The sequence below is a fragment of the Lentzea sp. HUAS12 genome (assembly GCF_024125735.1).
Classification (GTDB): Bacteria; Actinomycetota; Actinomycetes; order Mycobacteriales; family Pseudonocardiaceae; genus Lentzea; species Lentzea albida.
In genome coordinates this window covers 3,665,810-3,681,281 of record NZ_CP099738.1, presented here as the reverse complement: position 1 = coordinate 3,681,281, position 15,472 = coordinate 3,665,810, and the positions used below count along the sequence as shown (strand labels likewise).

Annotated in this window: 15 protein-coding genes and 1 pseudogene; 10 read left to right on the top strand and 6 right to left on the bottom strand. The window is 70.1% G+C overall.

The window, feature by feature from the left end:
* Positions 1–143: 143 nt before the first annotated feature.
* The 4 genes from ND450_RS15975 (at position 144) to ND450_RS15960 (ending at position 3,307) form a co-directional block, all read left to right on the top strand.
* Positions 144–956: a DUF4397 domain-containing protein gene (locus ND450_RS15975; protein WP_253326907.1), complete on the top strand. Its 813-nt coding sequence runs from the start codon at positions 144–146 to the stop codon at positions 954–956.
* Complete coding sequence (locus ND450_RS15970) at positions 953–1,597, top strand: class F sortase (RefSeq protein ID WP_253326906.1); 645 nt, start codon at positions 953–955, stop codon at positions 1,595–1,597. The genes ND450_RS15975 and ND450_RS15970 overlap by 4 nt, the downstream gene beginning before the upstream one ends.
* A 254-nt stretch (positions 1,598–1,851) precedes the next feature.
* Complete coding sequence (locus tag ND450_RS15965; RefSeq protein WP_253326905.1) at positions 1,852–2,079, top strand: hypothetical protein; 228 nt, start codon at positions 1,852–1,854, stop codon at positions 2,077–2,079.
* Between the two features lie 457 nt (positions 2,080–2,536).
* The gene (locus tag ND450_RS15960; RefSeq protein WP_253326904.1) at positions 2,537–3,307 is read left to right on the top strand and encodes a twin-arginine translocation pathway signal protein; all 771 of its coding nucleotides are present in this window, start codon (positions 2,537–2,539) and stop codon (positions 3,305–3,307) included.
* Between the two features lie 498 nt (positions 3,308–3,805).
* On the opposite strand, the pseudogene ND450_RS15955 reads toward ND450_RS15960, so the two are convergent.
* Positions 3,806–3,999: pseudogene (locus ND450_RS15955) on the bottom strand (IS1380 family transposase); the annotation flags it as partial.
* A 286-nt stretch (positions 4,000–4,285) separates the two neighbouring features.
* Between ND450_RS15955 and ND450_RS15950 the strand changes: the two are divergent.
* The 5 genes from ND450_RS15950 to ND450_RS15930 all read left to right on the top strand — a co-directional run bounded on the left by ND450_RS15950 (position 4,286) and on the right by ND450_RS15930 (position 7,654).
* On the top strand, positions 4,286–4,486 hold the full coding sequence (locus ND450_RS15950) for a hypothetical protein (protein ID WP_253326903.1): 201 nt from the start codon (positions 4,286–4,288) through the stop codon (positions 4,484–4,486).
* Between the two features lie 233 nt (positions 4,487–4,719).
* The gene (locus ND450_RS15945; RefSeq protein ID WP_253326902.1) at positions 4,720–5,418 is read left to right on the top strand and encodes an SAM-dependent methyltransferase; all 699 of its coding nucleotides are present in this window, start codon (positions 4,720–4,722) and stop codon (positions 5,416–5,418) included.
* Positions 5,419–5,979: 561 nt separating this feature from the next.
* Positions 5,980–6,498 (top strand): hypothetical protein, encoded by a 519-nt coding sequence (locus ND450_RS15940; protein WP_253326901.1) that lies wholly within the window; start codon positions 5,980–5,982, stop codon positions 6,496–6,498.
* A 3-nt stretch (positions 6,499–6,501) separates the two neighbouring features.
* Positions 6,502–7,110, top strand: a complete 609-nt coding sequence (locus tag ND450_RS15935; RefSeq protein ID WP_253326900.1) for a TetR/AcrR family transcriptional regulator — start codon at positions 6,502–6,504, stop codon at positions 7,108–7,110.
* A gap of 184 nt (positions 7,111–7,294) precedes the next feature.
* Complete coding sequence (locus tag ND450_RS15930) at positions 7,295–7,654, top strand: STAS domain-containing protein (RefSeq protein ID WP_253326899.1); 360 nt, start codon at positions 7,295–7,297, stop codon at positions 7,652–7,654.
* A gap of 140 nt (positions 7,655–7,794) precedes the next feature.
* Here the strand turns inward: ND450_RS15930 and ND450_RS15925 are convergent, their stop codons facing one another.
* From ND450_RS15925 to ND450_RS15905, 5 genes are all read right to left on the bottom strand, one after another.
* Positions 7,795–8,889 carry a trypsin-like serine protease gene (locus ND450_RS15925; RefSeq protein ID WP_253326898.1) on the bottom strand — a complete coding sequence of 365 codons (1,095 nt, stop codon included), beginning with the start codon at positions 8,887–8,889 and terminating at the stop codon, positions 7,795–7,797.
* A gap of 219 nt (positions 8,890–9,108) precedes the next feature.
* Positions 9,109–9,354, bottom strand: a complete 246-nt coding sequence (locus ND450_RS15920; RefSeq protein WP_253326897.1) for a hypothetical protein — start codon at positions 9,352–9,354, stop codon at positions 9,109–9,111.
* Between the two features lie 414 nt (positions 9,355–9,768).
* Positions 9,769–12,039 carry an NB-ARC domain-containing protein gene (locus ND450_RS15915; RefSeq protein ID WP_253326896.1) on the bottom strand — a complete coding sequence of 757 codons (2,271 nt, stop codon included), beginning with the start codon at positions 12,037–12,039 and terminating at the stop codon, positions 9,769–9,771.
* A 76-nt stretch (positions 12,040–12,115) separates the two neighbouring features.
* The gene (locus ND450_RS15910; RefSeq protein WP_253326895.1) at positions 12,116–14,398 is read right to left on the bottom strand and encodes an NB-ARC domain-containing protein; all 2,283 of its coding nucleotides are present in this window, start codon (positions 14,396–14,398) and stop codon (positions 12,116–12,118) included.
* A 371-nt stretch (positions 14,399–14,769) separates the two neighbouring features.
* On the bottom strand, positions 14,770–15,036 hold the full coding sequence (locus tag ND450_RS15905) for a DUF2625 family protein (RefSeq protein ID WP_253326894.1): 267 nt from the start codon (positions 15,034–15,036) through the stop codon (positions 14,770–14,772).
* Positions 15,037–15,101: 65 nt separating this feature from the next.
* On the opposite strand from ND450_RS15905, the gene ND450_RS15900 reads away from it, so the two are divergent.
* Positions 15,102–15,269 carry a hypothetical protein gene (locus ND450_RS15900; RefSeq protein ID WP_253326893.1) on the top strand — a complete coding sequence of 56 codons (168 nt, stop codon included), beginning with the start codon at positions 15,102–15,104 and terminating at the stop codon, positions 15,267–15,269.
* The last annotated feature ends 203 nt before the right edge of the window (positions 15,270–15,472 follow it).

Here is a 15,472-nt window from a genome sequence, read left to right as displayed (position 1 = left end):
GATCGCCCGCCTGGTCGTCCCGATGGTGCCCTGGCCGCTGTGCGCGGGCAAGGTCGTCCGGCGGAGTTCCGGCCGGGGTGCATCCGAACCGGGGGACGCCGTCGTATCTCCCGCATCCCCGGTTCCCCGGACTTGGAGTGAAGATGAGGCACATCGCGTTGCGCGTCACCGCCGCCGTGCTGTCGGCCGTGGCCATGTCGTTCGGTGTCACGCTGCCCGCGGGCGCGGCCGAGGACTCGATGGTCACGGTGGTGCACGGCATCCCCGGCCAGCCGGTCGACGTCTACGTCAACGGCAAGAAGACGCTGGACAACTTCGCACCGGCGACCGTCGCCGGTCCGCTGACCCTGCCTGCCGCGACCTACGACATCGCGCTCACCAAACCGGGTGAGGCCGTCGACAAGGCCATCCTGCGCAACAACGCGCTCGCCGTGCCGGGCGGCCAGGACGTGAGCCTGGCAGCGCACCTGGACGCCTCCGGCAAACCCGCGCTGACCGCGTTCGTCAACGACAGGTCGAAGCTGGCGGCGGGCCAGGCGAGATTGATCGTCCGGCACACCGCCGCCGCACCCGCGGTGGACGTGCGCGCCGGTGGGAAGCCCGTGTTCTCCGGGCTCACCAACCCGAAGGAGAACAAGGCCGACCTGCCCGCCGGCACGGTGAACGCCGACGTCGTGCTCGCCGGCACGACGACTGTCGCGATCGGACCGAAGGACCTCGTGCTCAAAGCCGGTGCGGCGACCATCGTGTACGCCATCGGATCGGCGGAGGCGAAGTCGCTGACCTTCGCGGCCCAGACGATCGACGGCCTGGGCGGCGCGCCGAGCGGGATGCCCGCCGGTGGGGGCGGCACGGCCGGTTCCGGCCTGACGCCGTGGGGCCTGGCGCTGGCGGGCCTCGTCGCGGCAGCGGTCGTCGTGGTGGCCCGGCGTCGTCCGGCGGCTGAGCCCAGGTGACCCGCGCTGGTGTGCTCGCGTTGGTGGTCTCCGTCGTTCTCGGGCTGGGCGCGGTGTGGCTGTTCACCCGCGGTGAGCGCGACTTCGGCGCGGAGGTGGTCCGGGAGATGGCCACCGCGAGCACGACCAGTCCCCAGGCGGTCGCCGGCGCCCCGGTGCCGACCCGGCCCGCGGACCTGCCGGTGCAGCGGCAGGACGTCCCGCCGACGTCGCTGTCCGTACCGGGGATCGGCCTGACGGCCCGGGTCGTGCCCACCGGCGTCGACGACAACGCGGAATTCGCGGTACCGCCCAGCGTCGACGTCGTCGGGTGGTACGAGTTCGGCGTCGGACTCGACTCGCCCGCGGGCTCGCTGGTCATCGGTGGTCACGTCGACAGCGCGACGGACGGGCCGGGCGCGTTCTACCGGCTTCGTGAACTGGACAAGGGTGACGAGGTCGCTCTGACGGGGCAGGACGGACGAGTGAGGAGGTATCGGGTCGTGGCGCGTGAGCAGTACCCGAAGAAGGATCTCGACCTCGGCCCCTACTTCACCTCGACCGGTGCGCCTCGACTGACGCTTTTCACCTGCGGCGGGGAGTTCGACCGCGCCACGAGGTCCTATGTGGACAACGTGGTGGTGACCGCGGAACCCGTCTGACCCGGAGACCGGCAGCGCGATCGCCGCCGCCGGTTCGGGAGATGATGGTGCGGGCGTGGCAGCGCAATGCCACGCCCGCGCTCCACAATGGAGTTTCGTCTCCCTGTCGCCGGCGGAGTTGTGCACCACCACCTGGATCCGGTGTCAGGGATGGAAGGAACGGTGAGATCGCCCCAACGGACACCGGCAACGGATCAGGAGGGTCACGCGTGTCCGATCACCGGAGTCCGAGGCGCGCACGGGCTCCGGGAGTGGTGGGAATCCGACCGGCGTTGCCGTTGCCCGCCGGAGGACTCGTGCCGGTACCGGCCGGCGGTGCCGGCGCGCTGTCGACATCGCGCTGCACCTCGTCGGGAACAGGGCTGCTGCCGCAGTTCACGATGACCGCCGTGGCCGGCGTCGACCACATCAACACCGACGACCTCGCGGGGTTGCGGGCGTTCCTCCTGGCGAACGACCCGGCTGAGCGGGCCAGGGGCTGATGACACGAGCGCAGGGTTCCGCCGGATCGGCGGAACCCTGCCCGCCGCGCAGTCGTCCAGAACACTGGACCACCCGCGGACTCCACTCGGATGAGGCTGGGTCGCATCAACCGGAATGGCGAGGTGGACGTCGCCGCCGAGTTGTTCTGTCCGCGATCCGCTTCCGGTCGACGAGAATGACCGATTCCGCCGTCGGGAGTAACAGCGAAATGAAGACGAAAACCGGGAACAGGCCGGACCACGTGGATTGCTCCATGTGCAATGACCTGCGGTTCCGGTGATCGGCCTATCAGTTCCGCGAACAGTAATTCGTGATGGCCGCAGACGGGTGAAACTTCTCGACAGTGATTCTGGCGGTCTTGGACAGTTCCACCGTGCGAGGTCCCCTGCAGCCACTCACGACATGCATTCCGTTCCCACCACGCACAGCGAACGGTATGCCCGGAAGGAACACCCCATGCACGACGACGATGAGCCGGTAGGCCGTGTGCTCGGCCGGCGGCAGGCGCTGATCCTGCTCGGCGCCGCGGGCGCGACGCTCACGGTCGCGGGATCTCCCGCGGCCGGCGCCAGCCGAACCGCCGGCGGATCCGAGGTCTGCGGACCGGCGCTGAACTGCGTGGTCAAGCCGGAACAGATGGAAGGTCCCTACTTCGTCGACAGGATGCTCAACCGGTCCGACATCCGAACCGACCCGGCCACCGGTCAGCCGTCGCCCGGAACGGCGCTGATGCTCAACTTCACCGTCCAGTCGGTCCGTCCAGGACAGTGCACCCCCCTGCCCGACGCCGTAGTGGACGTCTGGCAGTGCGACGCGTTCGGGCTCTACTCGGACATCCCGTCACAGGGAAGTTCCGGTCGCCGTTTCCTGCGCGGTTACCAGAACACCAATGCGGATGGGAAGGCCCAGTTCATCACCATCCTGCCCGGCTGGTACACCGGCAGGACCCTCCACATCCACATCAAGATCCGGACGACCGGCACCAACGGCCTTCCGTACGAGTTCACGTCTCAGCTGTACTTCACAACCGCGTTCGGCGCGGCATACCTCCGGACCCAGCCGTACGCGCGCAAAGGCCCGGCGGACACCACCAACAACAGGGACTCCATCTACCTGAGGGGTGGTGCCCAGATGCTGCTGAACCCGACCAGCACCGGTGCCGGTTACAGCGCGGACTTCGCGATCGGTCTCGACCTGTCCAACACCCAGGTCGGCCGCCCCGACTGATCGGGACGTTCGCTCGATGCGATCTGCGCCGCGGCGAAAACCGCTGCGGTGCCGATCGTTCAGCCGTTGTGCCGAGTGGTGACGGCCTCCGTCCTGCTCGGTGTGCCGCTCAGGAGTCCGTGTCCACAACGACATCGGCACCAGCCTGCGTTCCGCGCAAGTCCGGCTGGACTGGTGCTCCAGCCGGACTTCGTGATCTCGGCTGCTGAAGGTGCCGGAAGACGAGCGCGGCCACCACCGGTGGTCGACGGCTCGCACGTCCGCATCACCCGGTCGACGCGACTGACCGATGAGGTCCCACCGGTACGCGGCGAACGCGACCGGATCGCGGGGTGGGCCGACGGTCCTATGTGGATGCTCCGAGGCCGAATCGATCGTGCCTCGTACAACTGTTCCCGCGGCAGTTGAGCATTCGCACTCGCAGCAGACATCGGCGTGCAAGGCGGAGGTCCCAGCAGATCCCGGCCGCGCCCATCGATCGACGTAGCCCGTGCCGAAGGCCGGTTCGGACCTCACAGCCGCGACATCGGCCAGGCAGTTACCGCCCAACGCGACCGCTATCGCGAGGTCGCAAAGGATCTTTCCTGGGGTGTGGATCGCGGTCGGCGCCCCAACGCTGACGACCACGCCTGGTCCAGCCCGACTCTCCCCGCTGTCGTGACCGGCAACGCCGCACCCGCCTGCGGCACCACTGCGGTTCCCGTGGTGCCGACGGTCGACGACGGATGGTCTGCTGGGACGTCCGCCTGCCTGGTTCTGCTGCTGCTCGGTTCCACCTGCACCTGCAAACCGGCAGGCCCGGGCTCGCTTTGCCGGCCGCCACCGATTACGGGCACACATCGGTCACCGGCCCGCTCGGCCGAGGCTGGACTTCGCCACCGCGACCGGTGCCGTGGCAGAGGTGGTCGTTCAGCAGATGCCGTCACCTCGGGCGCCGCGTCCGGTCGAGGTGCGACCTGGTCGGACGGCCTGCGCAGGGTGAGGCTGCTGCTGGGGGACAGGGAACGCACTGTTGCGATCGGGTCGGTCGACGTCCGGTTCGGTGACGACCAGGCGGCACCTGTCACGATCGTTGCCACCAAAGGGGAGCCGCTCGCGGACACGAGCAGGCTCAAGGCGCGTGAGGCAAGGAACGGCACTCTCCGACTGACGGAGCGAGGCGTGCTCGCGGGCCTGTGACAGGACTCTCGTAGCTGCACGAGGGTCGCAGAGAAGCCGGATTCGAGCAGAGGGGCCGGGTTCGAGCAGGATGGCTCTCACCCGCTCAGATGCTCGCTCAGGCCGATCCGTGCCGAAATCGTTGACCGAACGCGCAGGTTGCTGGATGCGAAGTCGTTTGCCGACGTACGTTCGCTCTTCGGACGCGGTGGGCAAGTGGTCGTGCCGGAGAGGAAGCGGTGGACGGAGAGGGAATGGACGGTTCATCACCGAGGACGCTGAGAAGTTCGGTCGTTGTGCCTCTCTCGTCACTCGAAGTCGGTTTCTTCGAGGACGCGATGCTGATGATGCTCAGGCGTGGGATTCGCCAGTTCTTGGACGTGGGATCCCGTGCACCGGAGAAGAATGGTGTGCACAGCCTCGCTTCATACCTCTACCCCGAATCGGTGGTCGTCCGCGTCGGCGATGGCTTGTTCCCCGGTGGCAGGAGGAGGGAGCCGCCGACCGCGAGTATCGGATCCGTGCACCTGCTGCGTGCACGAGTGACCGAAGTGGACGAAGCGCTCGCGGAGTGTTTCACCGCCCGCTGGCTGGACCGGGAACGACCGGTGGGCGTGATCGCCGTGGGAGCGGCCGACAGGAACGCCCCTTGGAGCTCACCGGCGCCGATGATGGCTCGCTGCAACGCTTTGCTGGGTGCCGAAAGCATGGTCGCCGCGACTCGTCGCTTGCTGGGCCCTTGGGGAACGGGCCGTGCTGGATCCACCGACATCGAGGAACTGTCGGAGATGTTCGACGGACTCGACCTGGTGAAGCCGGGATTGGTGCGGTTACCGCACTGCTGGCCGGGATCTGCTGGTCGGGCCTGGGCCCACAGCGCGGTGAGTGATCAGGGAGTGCTGGCGGGGATCGCGTTGAAACCGGCAGGCCGCGCGTCGTTCCATTCGCGGTGAGGTAGTCGGTCGGCGACTACCTCGATGAGTCCGTCGACGGCGGCGAGGTCGGCTTTCGACGATGCTCGTGCCTGGTGTTCAGATCGTCGAGCGGGGCACCTCGGGCTCGGTCATCAATTCCATCCGCGCCAGCGGTGAACGCCGTCGGCGGTGCCGGCCACCGTCATCCCGCTCACCTCTTCCGCGAGCCCGCGATCCGCAGGTTCCACCACCGTGATCGTGCTGGCGTGCTCGACCAGGTCGCCGGGACTCGTCGTGGAGCCGTGCGAGCACCGAGTCGCCCAAGCCGGGTGGCCAGTAGGAAGCCGGGATCTGCGGTACGTCGGCGCCGGGCTGGGAGAAGGACTCCCTCATCGCGGCCGGCAGGTGGCGGAGAACCAGCGGGTTTCCGCCCGTGGCCGCGTAGTACGCGTTGACGAGTCCAGGTTCTGGCCCGGGCCGAGCTCCGACTCATGCGTCCGATGACGGCCGTCGTGCCGCTGGTCTACGCGGTCAAGCACGCCATCGGCGCCGTCGTGGACCTCGAGTCGGTGCTCGCCGCCGCGGTCGGTATGAGCGCCGGTGTGCTGTTCGTCCGCCGTGCTGTTCGCCGCGCTGGGCCTGGTGCTCGTCGCCGTCGCCGAGAACGCCGATCACGTCCTGTGGCTGGCGGCGGCCCTGCTCCCGCTGGGACTGGGCATCGGCGTGGCGATGACGCTCACCACCGACGCCGTGGTCTCCGCGGTGCCGTCCGAACGCGCCGGCGCCGCCTCGGCCATCTCGGAGACGGCCTTCGAGCTCGGCGGAGCGCTCGGCATCGCGCTGCTCGGCTCGACGGTGACCCTGGTCTACCGGGCGTCGCTGGACCTGCCCGCCGACCTGCCCGGTCCCGCCCGCGCCGCCGTGCAGGACTCCCTGGCCGCCGCGGTCAACACCACCGGCTCCGGTGTCGTCGCGGCGGCGCGGGAGGCGTTCACGACCGCCATGCAGGTCACGTCCGTCGCCGCCGCCGCGATCACCGTGATCGCCGCCCTCATCGCCTGGTACACGATCCCCTCCGGTAGGAAGGGCGGCACCACCACGACCCCGACCGAGGAGTAGTCCATGCCGCGTGTAGCCGGGCGCACCCCCGAGGACACCCGCCGCGCGCTGCTGGACGCCGCCGGCGCGTGCATCCGCGCCCGCGGCACCTCCGCCACGCTCGACCACATCGCCAGGGACGCGGGCGTGTCCAAGGGCGGTCTCCTGCACCACTTCGCCACCAAGGACGACCTGGTGCGGGCCCTGGCCCAGGACCTGTTCGACCGGTTCCGCGCCGACGTCGTCGCCGCCGTGGACCCCGACGACACCGCGCCGGGGCGTCTCACCCGCGCCTACATCCGGGTGAGCGCGGCGTTCTCCCGCGACCCCGGCATGTTCCGCGACCTCGTCCCCCTGCTCAGCCACCTGGCGACCATCCCGGAGATCACCGACCTCGCCCGCGAGGACACCCTGCGCTGGCACGACGACCTCGCCGACGACGGCCTCCCGCCCCACGTCACCGCGCTGATCACGGCCGCGGCCGACGGCATCAGCGCCGTGCCCACCTGGCACCACCACCCGGACCGGCAGCCGCTCACCGACCTGGAAGCCCTCCTGGTCGGCCTCACCACACCCGGACCCGCCTGGGACCACCTCGTCCGGCTGCCGGTAGACGGGGATGATCGGCGATGACCGCTGGTCAGGGCCCCTGGGGCTGACCGGGACCGGTGGGTCGCGCGGGATTCGGTCGCGACACCCCGTCACGCGGCTGCCGTGTGGGGTGGAATTCCGCTACGTAGGATCGGCGGGAGGAGTGACCGCGGAACTGTGGACGAGGTGTTCAGTGACATCGGGTGAGTCGGCGTCGACGGCAGGCATGAAAACGAGTGAGCAGGACGGCGTCCTCGTCGCGGTGATCACCGGCGAACTCGACATGGTCAGCGTCGACGCGGTCGGGACGGCCCTGTTCGACCACCTCGGCACCGCCTCCACCGGCCTCGTCGTGGAGCTGGCCGTGGACTTCATGGGCTCGTCGGCGTTGTCGATGATGCTGAAGCTGTCCGGGCAGGCGCAGAACAAGGGCGTGGGCTTCGCGATCGTCGCCGTGCAGGCCGCGGCCGCGCGCCCGCTGATGGCCAGCGCGCTGGGGCAGGTGCTGCCGGTGGCCGACTCGGTGGACGAGGCCGTGCAGATCGCCAGGAAGCAGAAGGAAGCGGCCGGGCAACCCGGTCGGTGATCCTGGCAGCGCGCAGGGGGTGAACGGTCGGTGCGGCCGGCGCTGACGACGCGGTGCCGGCCGGCGACCCGCCCTGCGCGGAGCCCGTGCGGCCGCGTCCACACAGGACACGGCCGCCCGGTTCCGTGCCCGAGGGCCGGTCACACCACCTCGGAGTAGAGCTCCACGGTGCCACCCTTCGTCTTGGCGGTCATGACGCACATCAGGGCCTGGGCCGCGAGTTCCTCGCTGACCTCCAGCTTCGGACCGGTCTCGTCCTCGATCCGGTAGAAGGCGGAGGGCTTCCCGTTCGAGTCCCAGTCGGCCGAGTACCACTTGCGTTCGACGGACTCCGGCTTGCCGACGGTCCACCTGGGAGCGTCGTACGTGAGCATCGAGCCCGGCTTCTTGTCGCCCTGGACGGTGACCTGGCCGTCGGGCATCGGCGCGAACGCCGGCCTCGGTGAGGTGAGCTGGTCGCGCAGCGCGCCCACGTCGGCGAAACCGGCGGCGATGCCGCGTTCGCAGCCCTTGCCGAGGATCTCGCCCGCGAAGCTGGTGATTACGACGAGCTCGGGCCTGCGGTTCACGGTGGCGACCAGGGGGCCACCGCTGTCACCGGGGCAGATGCCCGTGTCGGCGTCTTGCGCGCACAGCACGCTGGCGCCGTCGACCCGATGATCGAGCTGCTCGTCGCACGGACCGTCCTCAATGGTCTTGAACTCGCCGCGCTTGAGCTGGTCGCCCAGGCTCGCCTCGGGGTTCTGCGGGTCGATCGGCGCGGTCAGGCCGTGCCCGAACGCCGTCACGGGTGTGCCGGCGGCCGGGGACTTCTTCGCGATCCGCAACGGCGTCACGTCCTTCACCGGCTCGGCGAGCACGACGACGGCGATGTCGTTCGCCGGCGCGGCCTTCTCGAAATCCCACGGTGCCTCCTCCGCGGGCAGCGTGCGGTACCCGCCGTGGATCGCGTACACCTTGACCTCGAGCTTGCGGCCGGGATCCGTGGACAACGTGCCACCGCCCAGGTACAGCTCCTTGTGGCTGGGGTTCACGGTGTCGAGGCAGTGCCCGGCGGTGGCCACCCGGTCGGGCGCGATGAGAGCACCGCCGCACTGGGCCCGTTGGTGCAGGGGCCGTTCGCCCTTGTTCGCGATGGTCACCATCCACGGTGCGTCCGAGGCTGCCGCCTGCTCGCCACCGGACACCGCGGCCGCCGGTGCCGCAGTCAGCGCGCCGACGCCTACCGAGAGCATGCACGTCGCCATTCTCCTGGAAACCACCGAGTTCCTCCTGGGGATCGACACGACCGGTGATGACACCGAAAGGCCCAGTCGATCATCAGCCTTTGGCGGTATTTCGCTGGCAGGATGCACCGGTTCCGGCGGTTTACCTGCCGCTCGCGCCGTCCATCCGCAAGGCGTTGCGCGAAGCTGGCCAGCTGCTCGCGGGGGCCGGTCGGCGCGGTGCGACGGTCAGCTCCAGCGGAACCGGTCGACGAGGGCGGCACCAGCCGGCACCTGGGGCAGCGCGGCGAACACGCCCATGCCCAGCGCGGCGCCGACCACGTTGACGAACAGGTAGTTCACGTCGGTCAGGTGACCGCCGCCCAGCAGGTTGCCGGTGAAGAACTGGGGCAGCTCGATCGCCAGGTTGAACACCGCCACCACGGCCGGCACGCGCCACCACGAGGCTTTCGCGAGCAGCGGCGGCACGATCACCCGTCAGGCGCGAAGACCACGATGTTCTGCACGGCTTCCTCGACGCCGTAGATGTGGATGTGTCCGAAGTAGACCTTCCAATGCGGTTCACGCTCAGGCATGTCCAGGAAGATCGGGAACACGGTGTTCGCCACGACTCTCGTGACGTACACGCAGAGCACGAGCGCGACGGCAGCGCGGGGTGTCGTGAGCCGGTCGTGGCGGCGCAGGTGTCACAGCAGGAGCAGGAAGACGACCGCTGCCAAGGGGATGACCACCGGGAGCACCGGTACCTCGCGAAACACTTCGCTCCACTTCCTTCAGCGCACCGCGGCGCACGATTTCACCGACGTGGGACGAGACTGCCCTGCTGACGCCTGTACGGCGACATGTCTGCCCGTGCAGGTCAACGTTGCCCTTGTCGAACGGCACAGCTCACTGGGCGGTGCCGGGGTCGGGCAGGAGCGCCAGCTCTGCTTCCGTGGTCTCCCGCTGCGCGCGGTTGCCCAGGGCGTCGAGCTTCCCGAGCGCGAACGTCAGGCAGGCCCGAGCCTGTTCGACCTCACCAGCGCGGCGCCGCGCGACCCCTTCGCTGAGCGCCAGCTCCCCCTCGGTGCGGTAGCTCATCTGGAGCGCACCGATCGTCCTCGCGCCGTGGTAGCTGTCCGCCGCTTCCTTCCAGCGGCCCAACGCCGACAGGCAGTCGCCCATGAGCATCAGCAGCAACGCCACCATCCGGTCCAGCGTCTCCTGATTGGTTTGGTCGCGGTTCTGCCTCGTCTGGTCGAGTGTGGACGCGAACTGCTCCAACGCGTCGGCGAACCTGCCTGCTGCCAGCAGGCAGACGGCCAGGCCGAGAGACGTCCAGACCCTGTGCTGGAAGTAGTCGAATTCCCCGGACCCCTCATAGGCGAAGGTGATGTGTTCGAGCGCTTCCGTGAACTCGCCGAGGTGTGCGAGCACCAGTCCGATGGTCGATTTGGCGGACATGACGATCCGGCGGTGTCCGATCTCCTCCGCAACCGCCACCGCTTCCCGCAACGTTGTGAGCGCGAGCTTCTGCTCGTCGGTGCAGCGGTGCTGCGTCGCGCCGAGCAGGTTCAGCATCTCGGCCTCACCGCGCCGGTCGCGGAGTGCCCTGGCGGCATGCAGGCCGAACTCGAAGACCTCGTTCCAGCGGTGCTTCTGCTCGCGACCGATGGCGTAGCAGTGGATCGAGACCGCGAAGTCGAGCACCTGGCGGTGCCGGCCGAGTGCCGCGGCCTCCCGTTGCACCGCCGACCAGTTCGAGGCCTCGCGGTCGAGCCACTCGGCCGCCTCCTCGTATGAGCGGAACGGGCAGTCCCGCGGCACCTCCAGCACGTCCGGGAAGAACAGCCGGCCCGCCGTGGACGCCAGGTCCAGGACGTGCGTGGCGAAGGCGTCGCGCAGCTCGTCGCGCACGTCCTGTGGTTCTTCCTCAAGCCGGCGTTCGCGCGCGAAGATGCGGATCAGGTCGTGGAACTGGAAGCGCACCGACTCGGTCGTGATGGTCAGCAGGGACACCTCGACGAGCTCGTCCAGCACCAAACCGACCTCGGCCACCGGCACACCGGTCGCCACAGCGGCGAGATCGTCGTCGAAGTGCACGCCGGGAACGACGGCCAGCCGGCGGAACACCGACCGGGCCCGCGGCGACAATGCCTGGTACGACGTCGAGAACGCCGTCCGCAGGTCCGCGTCGCCCATCGAGAGCGAGTCCAGCAGCCTCCGCTCGTCCCGCAGCGCACCCGCCAGCGCGGCGGCCGATCGCCCGTCGTGCCCGACAGCGAGACGGGTGCACACCATCCGCACCGCTAGCGGCAGGTTCCCGCACAGCGCCACCAGCTCCCGCACGGCCTCGGGTTCCTCGCGCACCACCTGCTCGCCGGCGACGGCCGCGACCAGCTCCACGGCACCGTCCTGCGTCAGCGTGTCCAGCAGCACCCAGCGCGCCGACTCCAGCCCCGCGAGCACGCGCCGGCAGGTCACGATCGTCAGGCACCCCTCGCTCATCGTCAGCAACGGCCTGATCTGGCCTTCGTCGGAGGCGTTGTCCAGCAGCACGAGCACCCGCCGACTGCGCAACACCTTGCGGAACAGCGAACTGCGTTCCTCGAGCGTCACGGGCATCCGCCCCGGCGGCACGTCCAGTGAGGCCAGCATCTGTTCCAGCGCCGCGGCGGGGCTGAGCGGGTGGTCGTCGACACCGCGCAGGTCCAGCGCGAGGCAGCCGTCCGGGAAGGAGTAGAGCAGCTCGTTCGCCGCCGCCACCGCCAGCGACGTCTTTCCGATCCCTGGCGGTCCCGCGATCACGACGACACCACCGGTCTCGGCCTCCCGGGACAGCCGCAGGAGCTCCTGCTGCCGTCCGACGAAGCCGGGCACGGCGGGCAGGCGGCGCAACGCCGCACCTGTGACGGCCCCCGTCGAGCGGCGACGCCCCTGCCTCGCCAGGGAGAGGAAAGACTGCCGGGCGTCCCCCGTGAGACCCAGCGCGTCGGCGAGCAGTTCCGTCGACCGCTGCTGCGGGGCATTCGCCCGGCCGCGTTCCAGCTCGCGCAGCGCCCGGACGCTCATCCCGGAGGTGAGCGCCAGACCCGCCTGCGACAGACCTGCCGCCGTCCGCAGGCTCAGGAGGACCTCACCGAACGTCGATCCGGATGTCACGGTGTGGAAGGCGCTCATGCCCTCAATCTCATCTATCTCGGTCCGGAAGGGCAAACCGATGTGGAATACCGAACAGCGGGCATTCGGGTGAAAGTCACCCGATCGTCGTGATCTCCTCCGCCGGCAACAGGGCGAGCTCCGCCTCCACCGGCGCGCGGTCGGCGGGGTCGTCGCAGAGGTCGAGCGCGAGCGTGAGGCACTCGCGTGCGCGCCCGAGGTCGCCCGCCTGGCGCCACGCCGTGCCCTCGCACACCAGCAGTTCCACCCGGCTGCGGTAGGTCGGCCGGTCCGTCCCGAACAGCCTGATGACCTCGTGGTACTGCTCGGCGGCCTCCTGCCAGCGGCCCAGGCCTGCGAGGCAGTCGGCGATGTTCATCCGCACCAGCGTCGTCGTCTTGGCGGCCACCTCCGGGTTCGTCTCGCCGATCCGCTCGACGACCTCCGCGAGCAGCGGCGTGAGAACGGTGAGCGCCTCGGCGAAGCGGCCCGTCGCGACGCGGATGCCGCCGCTTCCGATGTGCATCCAGAACCGGGTCTCGAAGAAGTCGTAGGGGTCCGACATGCCGAACGCGAGGTCCGCGTGCCGCACCGCCTCCTCGGGTTCGCCGAGGAACACCAGCGGCCACCCGACCGCCGAGTGCGCGATCATGGCGCCCCAGGTGTGGTCGATCTCCTCGGCGAGGGCCACCGTCTCCAGCAGAACGGTCCGCGCCCGTGCGCTGTCGCCCAGGCTCCAGTGGAACGACATCCCGTACTGGGCGAGCAGGTTGACCTCCGCCCTGCGGTCTCCCAGCTCCCTGGCGGCCCGCACGCCGCAGCCGAACACGTCGGTCCAGGGGTACATCGGCTCGCGCCCGTGCGCGTAGTTGTACAGCGCCCAGGTGCAGTCGACCACCTCGCGGTACCGGCGGGCCTCCGTCGCCCCGCGCACCACCGGGACCCAGTTGGTGGACTCCTGCTCCAACCACTCCTTCGCCTCGTCCTGCGAGCGGAACGGGCTGTCCTGCGGCACGTCGGTCACCTTGGCGAGGAACAGCCTCGAGGCGTCGGTGGTCTTGCGCAGCACGTGGGTGAGCAGGTCGTCGTGCAGCCGGGCGCGGACGTCCCGCGGTTCCTCCGCCGCCAGGCGTTCCCGGGCGAACAACCGGAGGAGGTCGTGGAACTGCAGCCGCATCCGTGCGGTCGTCACGGTGAGCAGCGATGCTTCGACCAACTCGTCCAGCTGCGCCTCGACCTCCTCCTGCGTGACCCCGGCGACGACCGCCGCGAGTTCCTCGCTGAAGTGGGCTCCGGGGATGAGGGCGAGCCTGCGGAACACCTCCTGCGCCGCGGGGCTGAGCCTGCGCAGCGACAGCTCGAAGGCCGGCCTGAGCCGCAGGTCGCCCGCCGCGAGCGAGTCGAGCCGCCGGCGTTCGTCGCGCAGCTGGCCCGCCAGGTAGGGCAGCGACCAGTGCCGGCGGGTCGCCAGGCGGTTGCCGACGATCCGCACCGCCAGCGGGAGGTGGCCGCACAGGCCCACCACCTCCTTGGCGGCGGCGGGGTCGGCCAGTACGACCTCCTCGCCCACGATGGTGGCCAGGAGGTCGACGGCGCCCTGCTCGGGCAGCACGTCGAGCACCAGGCGCTGTACCGGGGCCCGGTCAGCGGCGTCCAGGTCCGGGAGCGAACGTCGGCAAGTGACGATCGTGAAGCTGCGGTCGGAGTCGGCCAGCAGCGGCAGGACCTGGGCCTCGTCCGCGGCGTTGTCCAGCACGACCAGGATGCGCCGGTCCCGCATCAGGGTGCGGAAGAGCGAGCTCCGTTCGGTGCTGCCCGGCGGGATGCGGCCGGCGGGCACGCCGAGAGCGGTGAGCATCCGCTCCAGCGCGAACCCCGGCTGGACGGGATGGTCGTCCACGCCGCGCAGGTCGACCGCCAGGCACCCGTCCGGGAAGTGCGCTTTGAGGCTGTCCGCGGTGGCCACGGCGAGCGAGGTCTTGCCAACGCCGGGAGGCCCGACCACGACCGTGGTGCCCCCTGCCCGCGCGGCGCGGGACAGCCGGCCGAGCTCGTCGTCCCTGCCGATCAGCGCGGGCACGGCGGGCAGGCCGTACAGCATCGTCCTGGTGCCCGACGTGCTGGACCTGCGCCTGCCCTCCCTGGCCAGCAGGAGGAACGACTCGCGTTCGTCACCGGTCAGCCCGAGTGCGGTGGCCAGCAGCTCGGTGGACTTCTGCTGGGCGGCCGCCGCCCGTCCGTGCTCCAGCTCGCGCAGCGTGCGCACGCTCAACCCGGAGGCGAGCGCCAGCTCCCGCTGCGACAGTCCGGCCGAGGTGCGGTACCTCAGCAGACAGTGGCCGAAGGACGGACCAGGTGGTTCTTCGCGCGGCTCAGTCACGCCGCTCATTCAACCTCGCGGCGTGCAGGGTACAAGGGGGCAACGCCCGCCGATCGCGAGGGCGGGTCGTCAGCGCGTCCGACGTTCTATTCGTCCGGAATGGACAGTGGGATCCGGGAGTGTCAGGATCGTGCACTGTGCAGCGGTGACAGGTGAGGAGTCGTTCTCGGTTCGACCGTCCCCGGTGGGCCGGGGTGGGGGAGACCGAGCCTGGTGCGGGACGCCACGTGCTCGTCGAGGACTTCCCGCAGGGGAGCCGGTGTGCGGACTGGCGCCGCGATGTCCTCCCCGGCCTTCGCCGGCCAGGGGACCGGGTGCACCACCGGTCCCTGCCGCGGACCCGGCCCCGCGACGTCGTCGCGCCACGTCGGTTACAGCACGTCGCGGTACCGCCCGGCCGCGCCGCCGTTGACGATCCAGTTCAGCCAGCGGTCGTGGTCCATCTCCGTGGTCGGCCAGGTGAGGGTGCCGGGGCAGAAGCAGACCACGTCGTCCGGGCGCCCCGGCCTGCCGTGCGACCGGGGCTGCGGGCCGTTGAGTGCGAACACGCCTCCCGGCACGTCGTGCGCGAGCACCAGGCCGGCCGGTGGTGGACCGTCCGGCTCGTGCAGGCCGTTCACCTCGGCGATGCCGGGCACGCCCTCCGGGCCCCTCCCGATCCGGTGTGGACGCGCACCGGCCGTCGTGCAGCAGGATGCCGCCGGTGTTGAGAACGATCGCGCCCAGCCGCGACTCCGCTGCGATTCGCGGCCGGCGCAGCGCCGCCCGGCACGTGCGCGGATCGGGCCGCGGCATCGTGGCCTGGGCCAGGCTGCGGCGCACGTCGGCGGCCAGTCACTCCCACACGGCGTTCCGCACGTCGATGGGTTAAGCGATGTCGTTCACGAGCCTTTCCCGTTCTCGGCTCCTGCGGTGTGCTCCCGCGTCGTCGCGGTGGTGCTGGTTCCGGCCTGGGCGGGGGGGTCTTGGTTCAACCACGGGGACGGATTCGGTCCGGCCGGACCGCAGATCATGTTCGTTCGCCTGTTTCCCAGACCGCGCCACGCATCCATTCGGGTGACCAGCGTTCCTCTA